The organism is Marinomonas epiphytica, from assembly GCF_054780655.1.
This window is the reverse complement of the sequence record NZ_BAAGVX010000004.1, coordinates 21,733-28,819: the sequence shown is the minus strand read 5'-3', so window position 1 is coordinate 28,819 and position 7,087 is coordinate 21,733. Positions and strand designations below refer to the sequence as shown.

6 protein-coding genes are annotated in these 7,087 nt (G+C 44.3%); 2 read left to right on the top strand and 4 right to left on the bottom strand.

The genetic code is table 11. The features are described 5' to 3' along the window. The first annotated feature begins 892 nt into the window (after window positions 1-892). The gene (locus tag ACYVGZ_RS02065) at window positions 893-1,723 is read left to right on the top strand and encodes an ion transporter (protein ID WP_460750499.1); all 831 of its coding nucleotides are present in this window, start codon (window positions 893-895) and stop codon (window positions 1,721-1,723) included. 44 nt (window positions 1,724-1,767) lie between these two features. On the opposite strand, the gene ACYVGZ_RS02060 is transcribed toward ACYVGZ_RS02065, so the two are convergent. From ACYVGZ_RS02060 to ACYVGZ_RS02045, 4 genes are all read right to left on the bottom strand, one after another. Continuing rightward, complete coding sequence (locus ACYVGZ_RS02060) at window positions 1,768-3,045, bottom strand: O-acetylhomoserine aminocarboxypropyltransferase/cysteine synthase family protein (RefSeq protein WP_460750497.1); 1,278 nt, start codon at window positions 3,043-3,045, stop codon at window positions 1,768-1,770. Window positions 3,046-3,136: 91 nt separating this feature from the next. Next, window positions 3,137-3,571, bottom strand: coding sequence for an RbsD/FucU family protein (locus tag ACYVGZ_RS02055; protein WP_460750494.1), 435 nt, complete (start codon window positions 3,569-3,571; stop codon window positions 3,137-3,139). 64 nt (window positions 3,572-3,635) lie between these two features. Continuing rightward, window positions 3,636-4,400, bottom strand: a complete 765-nt coding sequence (locus ACYVGZ_RS02050; RefSeq protein WP_460750491.1) for an SDR family NAD(P)-dependent oxidoreductase — start codon at window positions 4,398-4,400, stop codon at window positions 3,636-3,638. 250 nt (window positions 4,401-4,650) lie between these two features. Next, window positions 4,651-5,457 (bottom strand): helix-turn-helix domain-containing protein, encoded by an 807-nt coding sequence (locus ACYVGZ_RS02045; protein WP_460750489.1) that lies wholly within the window; start codon window positions 5,455-5,457, stop codon window positions 4,651-4,653. 220 nt (window positions 5,458-5,677) lie between these two features. On the opposite strand from ACYVGZ_RS02045, the gene ACYVGZ_RS02040 reads away from it, so the two are divergent. After that, the gene (locus ACYVGZ_RS02040; protein ID WP_460750486.1) at window positions 5,678-7,081 is read left to right on the top strand and encodes a Na+/H+ antiporter NhaC family protein; all 1,404 of its coding nucleotides are present in this window, start codon (window positions 5,678-5,680) and stop codon (window positions 7,079-7,081) included. The last annotated feature ends 6 nt before the right edge of the window (window positions 7,082-7,087 follow it).

Here is a 7,087-nt window from a genome sequence, read left to right as displayed (position 1 = left end):
ATTGACCAGCAGTTTTATTTAGCGTTGGCTAAAGGGGATTTACATGGTATGGAGGCGGCGATCAAAGAGCTCGTCAGTCCAAGAAAAATGAATCATAGAAAAGAGTGGGATAGTTCTGCTTTTATGTAGGGTTTAGTCGTACCATCTGCATTGAAATACAGTAAATTAGCCATCCGTCATGGTTATGAATTAGACATCGACAGTCCTAACCTTCCTAAAGAATGGCTACCAGTTAAGCCTTTAGAACGATACGAAGATGAATTTGATTTTATGAAAGCGTACTCGATTTAAAAACTTTACCATTAAGGAAAATACTATTTAGTCGGACAAATGAGATGATCTTGCCGAGCTAATCTGATCACGATTCCTACGTCCATCAACCCACTCTCTTTCGCCGATGCCGAATTTATCAGTGAACGCCTTAGAATCCGCAAAGAGCTTTTGATCAGTACCAGCAGTTTTACTCGCTTAATTCAGTGTCTAAAATTTCTGTAACGGATCACATTTACCAGGCCTACTAAATTTAGTATAAGGGTGCTTGGCAACGGTTCTAAGCGCGTTTCACTTAAATAGGAGGCTATCCTTCGATGTGAAGAGCGAGTGTATAGCGAACTCTATTCCTACAACTAGGTGCGGTACGAGCTAATTTTATTTCGGTTATCTAAAATTCTTGCTCGGAAGCACACATCTGGCGTTTTTTGCCTAATTCTAATTATGTTGTTGGGATAAATTGGTTTAGAAGCTAGGAGTTTATAAACCCGAGCTCATGGGCTTGTTGTTACAGTGACTTTACTCTTACCCCAATGATTACAATTATTAAGGCTTTTCTTATTCCCTTGAGCCACTTAATATGTCGCTTTCTTGTAGATTGTGACAATTAGGTGTTTAGCAAATGGAAACGACGCATTCGAGCCGTCTTTTTAATGTGATGAAGCGCGTTGAACGCAGCGTGTGGTTTCAGGGTTTTATTATCAGTATTATCATCATTGCGGCGTTAACCGTGGGTGCTAAAACTTACCCATTACCCGATGGCGTAGAGCTGGCGATCAATTATCTAGATAACTTTATTACCCTGTTTTTTCTGGTGGAAATCAGTTTAAGGTTCATCGCATGCGACGACAAACTGCGCTTTTTTAAAGACCCTTGGAACATTTTCGATACGGTAATCGTAATTGGCAGTTTGGTGCCAGTGTCAGATACCGAGATGATTCTCGTGGCTCGTTTATTGCGAGTTTTTCGGGTCTTACGGCTTGTTTCCATTATCCCTGATTTACGCTTCTTAATTAACGCATTACTCAAAGCGATCCCTAAAATGGGTTATATCGCCCTGCTGATGTTTATCATTTTTTACATCTTCGCTGCGGTGGGCTCTATTTTTTTTGAACGAGTTAATGAAACCCTTTGGGGGGATATTGCCGTTTCTATGCTGACCTTGTTCCGAGTCGCCACGTTTGAAGACTGGACCGATGTAATGTATGAAACCATGGAAGTTTACCCCATGAGCTGGGCATTTTACTTAGTGTTTATTTTCTTAACAGCCTTTGTGTTTCTAAACATGATGGTGGGTGTGGTACTGGATGTCATGACCCAAGAAACAGCGGCCAAAGAACACGATGTGCAAGAAAACAACCATGCTGAATTAATGGCGAGCCTTACTGCAATGCAGCAACAAATTCAGAGCTTGCAAGCCCAGCTAGATAAAAAAGAAGATAAGGACAGTTAAAAGATGAGAGAGCCCCTAGGCCAGAGTGACCTAGGGGTGTTTCCTTAAACGCTTACTTTGTCTAGGGCTTGGCTAATATCAGCGATGATGTCGTCGATATTTTCAATTCCCACTGAAATACGAATCAGGTCTTTGCTGACCCCTGCTTTACTCAATTCTTCTTCATTCAGCTGACGGTGAGTCGTGGAGGCTGGATGGCAAGCCAAGGATTTAGCATCGCCAATGTTCACCAAGCGTAAGATCATTTCTAGGGCATCGATAAATTGTGTGCCTGCAGCAAGCCCACCTTTAATGCCAAAACTCAATACGCCAGATGCTTTACCACTGGTAATACGCTCACTGAGTGCTTTGTATGGGCTTTCAGGTAAGGCGGCGTAGTTTACCCAGCTTACTTTTTCATGTTGCTGTAAGTAAGCAGCCAGCTTTTCTGCGTTCTGACAATGGCGTTCCATACGTAAGCCGAGCGTTTCTAACCCTTGCATAATCAAGAAGGCGCTATGAGGCGATAGGGCAGAACCTGTGTTGCGTAACGGCACCACACGGCAGCGGCCAATGTAAGCAGCTGCTCCTAATGCTTCGGTATAAACCACGTCATGGTAGGACGGGTCTGGCTCATTCAACATAGGGAAACGTTCTTTGTTCGCGACCCAATCGAACTTGCCAGAATCGACAATGATGCCACCCACAGTGGTGCCATGGCCGGCAATGTATTTGGTTAGTGAGTGCACCACGATATGAGCACCCAGTTCAATTGGGCGGCATAAAAAGGGAGTCGCCACTGTGTTATCTACAATTAATGGTAGACCGTGCTTTTCAGCAATGGCTGCCAAGGCTTCAATGTCGACAACATTACCTGCTGGGTTGCCAATAGACTCACAAAAGATAGCACGAGTGTTCTCGTCTATGGCTGCTTCAAAACCGGCAAAGTCATCCGCAGATACCATTCTGGCTTCTATACCGCGGCGAGGAAAGCTATGGGCAAATAGATTGTAAGTACCCCCATAAAGCTGACTGGTACTAATGAAATTTGAACCCACATCACAAATACATTCTAGGGCATAGGTAATTGCCGCCATGCCTGATGCGACACCTAACCCCGCAATACCCCCTTCCATAGCAGCAATGCGCTGCTCAAGCACATCTGTGGTGGGGTTCATGATACGAGTATAAATGTTGCCGGGTACTTTTAAGTCGAATAAATCTGCACCATGCTGTGTGTCATCAAACGTATAGGATGTTGTTTGATAAATAGGCACAGCAGCGGCTTTGGTGGTTTCTTCCGATTTGTATCCGTGATGTAACGCAAGAGATTCAAGTTTCATAATTCAGAGTCCAGTTCTTGTTAATGTTGTTATGGTAACGCTCATATTACAAAGCTTGGGGGCAAGTTTAAAATTATTCTTATTCAAGTTGTTAGAAGTGATTCTCTTCTGCCATTTTCACCACGCCCACCGTGAGAATGATATTAGCAAAGCGTCTTTGTTCCCCAGTTTGGATGATCAAGGTAGTAGCTGGGTCACGAATTTTGTCGTAGAAGTCCCAACGTTCTAATTCATTCCACTCAATGTCTGGCATGAGTGCTTGATAAGTTTGGTGAATTTCAGCATTGGCTTGGGCGGGTTTTTCCATCAAGGTAGCACTTTGTACCGGGCAAATTTCCAGTAGCCCTTCTAAAACGGTCACAGCATCAAGTAGGCCTGGGCGAAAATTAAGAAACACGGTCGTGGCATTGGGACCTTGCATAGCACCTGCCGCTAAATTGGCATCGGCAATGACGACCTGTGCATAATGGCCAGACTTGGCCAGCGCTTCTAAAATGCTAGGGTGTATAATTGGAGTGGTTAGCATGGGGATCTCGTTAATAGGTAAGAAGACTAAAAGCGAAATACCGCTTTTAGTCTTTAAAGGTTGGTTACATATTGAAAACGCCGCCGTTTATGTCTAGCGTTGCACCAGTAATGAAGCCATCGTATTCAGATGCTAAATAAGTGACCGCGCGAGCAACGTCGTCGGGTGTGCCTGCTCGTTGAATAGGGATGCTGGCAGTGGTTGCGTCGGCAGATTCTTTTGTTGTGTGAGTATTGTGGAATGACGTTCCTAAGATCAAGCCCGGAGCAACGGCATTAACACGTATTCCTTGCGCACCCAGTTCAGACGACAAAGCGCGTGTAAAAGTAAGAATAGCACCTTTACTGGTTGAATAAACCAATGAGCCAGGGTGACCCCCTTTACGGCCAGCTAAAGATGCTAAGTTAACGATACTACTGTTTTCGTTCTGAGCTAAAAATGGTGCTGCGGCACGGGTAACAAACATCATAGAAGTCATATTGATGTCCATGACTTTGTGCCAAAACTCGGCGTCCATTTCGTTCAAATGGCGGCGTGCTACTAATGAGCCTGCATTGTTAATGAGAATGTCTAGGCTGCCTAATTGCTCTACTGTGTCTTTCACCAGTTGTTCTGCTTGGTTCTCATCGGTAAGGTCGCCGCTTAGTGCAACCCCATTTTGACCTTTGCTTTGAGCGTATTTAACCAGTTCGTTGGCGGTGTCTGAGCTGGAAAAATAATGCACAGCGACATTAGCACCACTATCAACTAGGTGTTTAGTGATGGCCTCGCCAATTCCTTGCGCGCCAGCGGTAATGAGTATGTTTTTGCCTGCTAGTTTAGAATTCATTGTATCCCTCGTTATCTTTATTTTGATAATACAATATTATAAAAAATCCTTGTTATCCAGCTCAAACGCCTTTATGGGTTAAGTAGTCGAACACAAATCAGGCGTTGCTGAGCCGCATTTGAAATGGCTAATCCGGTAGCCCACTCATGATCAGCTTTAAGGTATAGGAGGTCATAATAATGGTAAGGGAACCATAAGAGAGCTCTATTGTTCATGGCCTTTTGCTAGGGAAAGGCAATTCGTGTAGTAGCTAATTCTTTGCACGAAACTGCCAGTGCTCGTTATTTCCCTTATTATTAACTAGCTCTATGATGGAGGGATGAATTTCAGAAGTGCTTGGGTCGTATAGCTGGCATGAAGATAAAGCTTGCTTTACAGATACCTTCTCACCTAAGTATTCCATTACGACTCTTGAACTACATGGCATTCTGTCGTCGTCTGATGAAACCCCCATTCGTAAACCATGCAGCATGCGAATGCGATTCTTAAATTCAGGGTATAAAATGGTTTGGGTTATCTCATTCATAGTTAGTGACTCATAATCCATCATAAAAATACGGTCTGATAAATAATGAGCAATGCCTAAATATTTGCAGTGGTATCTCTCATTCCCGCTTTTATCCGTTAATCGCTCAGTCCTTTGGTAGAGTATTTGGTGACCTTGTTTAGTAAAATTTACTAATGATTTTAAAATCTTGCCTGGGCTACTCATAGAGTAATAGTACTCATAGTAAAAGCCTACGTACTTCTCTAGCTCCTCACTGGACTTGTTATCTAGGTGAGCTAAATGCTGAGCAACTTGATTTGCAGGACTACTTTCCCTTGGCGGAGTGCCTTGTACTAATAGGCGAAAGTGGGCGTGTGGTAGTTGTAACTCATGCTCTGCCACATTAAAAAACTCACAGATCTTCCTTAAGGTATTGGCTGCAGGTCGATGTCGGCCATTCAAATAGCGGTTAAATTGTGATCGACTTATACCAAGACGCTCGCAGACTTCACTAATAGATTTATAGTAACTACATAAAAGTCGTAAATTTAACGCGATGTCTTGATTCATAGTCGGCCTTAAGAAAAATGTCTAATGTTAAGCATATCAAGGCAGGTCGCTTGAAACAAAGATGCAAATAGGCGTAAAAAGTGCGCCAATATGCGCCAGTTTGGCTTCAATTGGCAAATGTTTCTTCTTTTCTTCATTTGATTAACTAAAAAAACAGCTGAGGTTCTCAATTCCTGCTGTAACGCTTTTTATTAATGCAAGAACAGAAAGAGGAAAAAGTATGGAGTCAAAATCAGAGTTAAAGTTTTACGGTGGCCCTTGGCTGTCGTTTTTACCCATCATTAGTTTTGTCAGTGTGGCGATTTATGTGGCCACAGCGCTTGAGGAAGCCACGATACAAGGTATGTGGGTTGGCATATTAGCAGGCTTGTTATTGACCTTCTTGTTTGCCAAAGATAAGTCTTTATATGCCGAAACCATCATGAAGGGTATGGCCAGTAAAGTGGCCATTGCGCCTGTGGCAGCTTGGATCTTTGCTGGTATTTTTGCCACCGTTTTACGTTCTTCAGGTTTGGTCGATGGCGTGCTGTGGGCTGCGTATCACACAGGAGCGACAGGTACAGCGTTTGTCGTGGTGAGCTTTATTGCTAGTGCATTATTTGCAACAGCTGCAGGTACGGGGTTCGGAACAATTGCAGCAGGTATGGGCGTACTTTATCCAGCAGGCGTTTTACTCGGCGCAGACCCTTTGCTGATGGCAGGAGCGATTGTTGGGGGTGGTGCTTTTGGTGATAACTTAGCTCCTATTTCGGATACCACTATATCGTCGGCTGCCAGCCAAGGCACGGATATTGGCGGTGTGGTACGTTCTCGTCTCAAATACTCAGCGACTGCTGGGGTGGTTACTCTAGTATTACTTGTGATCTTTAGTCTTACTCGTTCTGGCGTTTCAGCGGATGTGCCTTATGAAGTGCTGGCTGAACATATGGATCCGAAAGGTCTGTTTATGTTGATCCCTGCCTTTGCGGCTATTTATGTCGCTATGCAAAAGGGCGATGTAATCTTTGCGACAACGGTCGGCATATTATTAGGCATGTTGGTGGCCGTGGTGACTGGCTTAAATACATTTGATGGCTTTTTATCGGTCGAAAACGGCGCCTTGATTAACGGCGTGGCGGGTTGGATGTCAGACTTATCTATTCTGGTATTACTGCTAGCGGGCGGCATTCGAATCATGCTGGATGGTGGTGGTAGCGACAAGCTTATTGAAGGCTTGAAAAGCTATGTTAAAACCCCGCGTGGTGCCGAGGCTTCTTCCGCTGGTTTATCCCTATTCCTATCGGCGGTGATGAGCATTAACGCACCAGCAATCCTTGCAGTCGGTTTGTCCTATGCCAAACCTGTGGGCGAGCGCTTTAAGCTGCACCCTTACCGTCGCGCCAATATTATCGACAGTATGGCTTGTACTTTAGTGTACTCACTACCTTGGTCCGCAGCCTTGTTGTTTGCGTCAGGTTTGTCTGCAAAAGCTGCGGAATCCTTCGCGGGTGTACCAGCGTTAAGCCCAATAGAAATGACACCTTGGATTCTATACGCCTGGGTCTTGTTGGTGGTGATGAGTGTATCCATTGTTACGGGCTGGGGTCGCAGCTTTGTGGATGATCAACAAGCGGCAGGGAAGTAGCAGTCA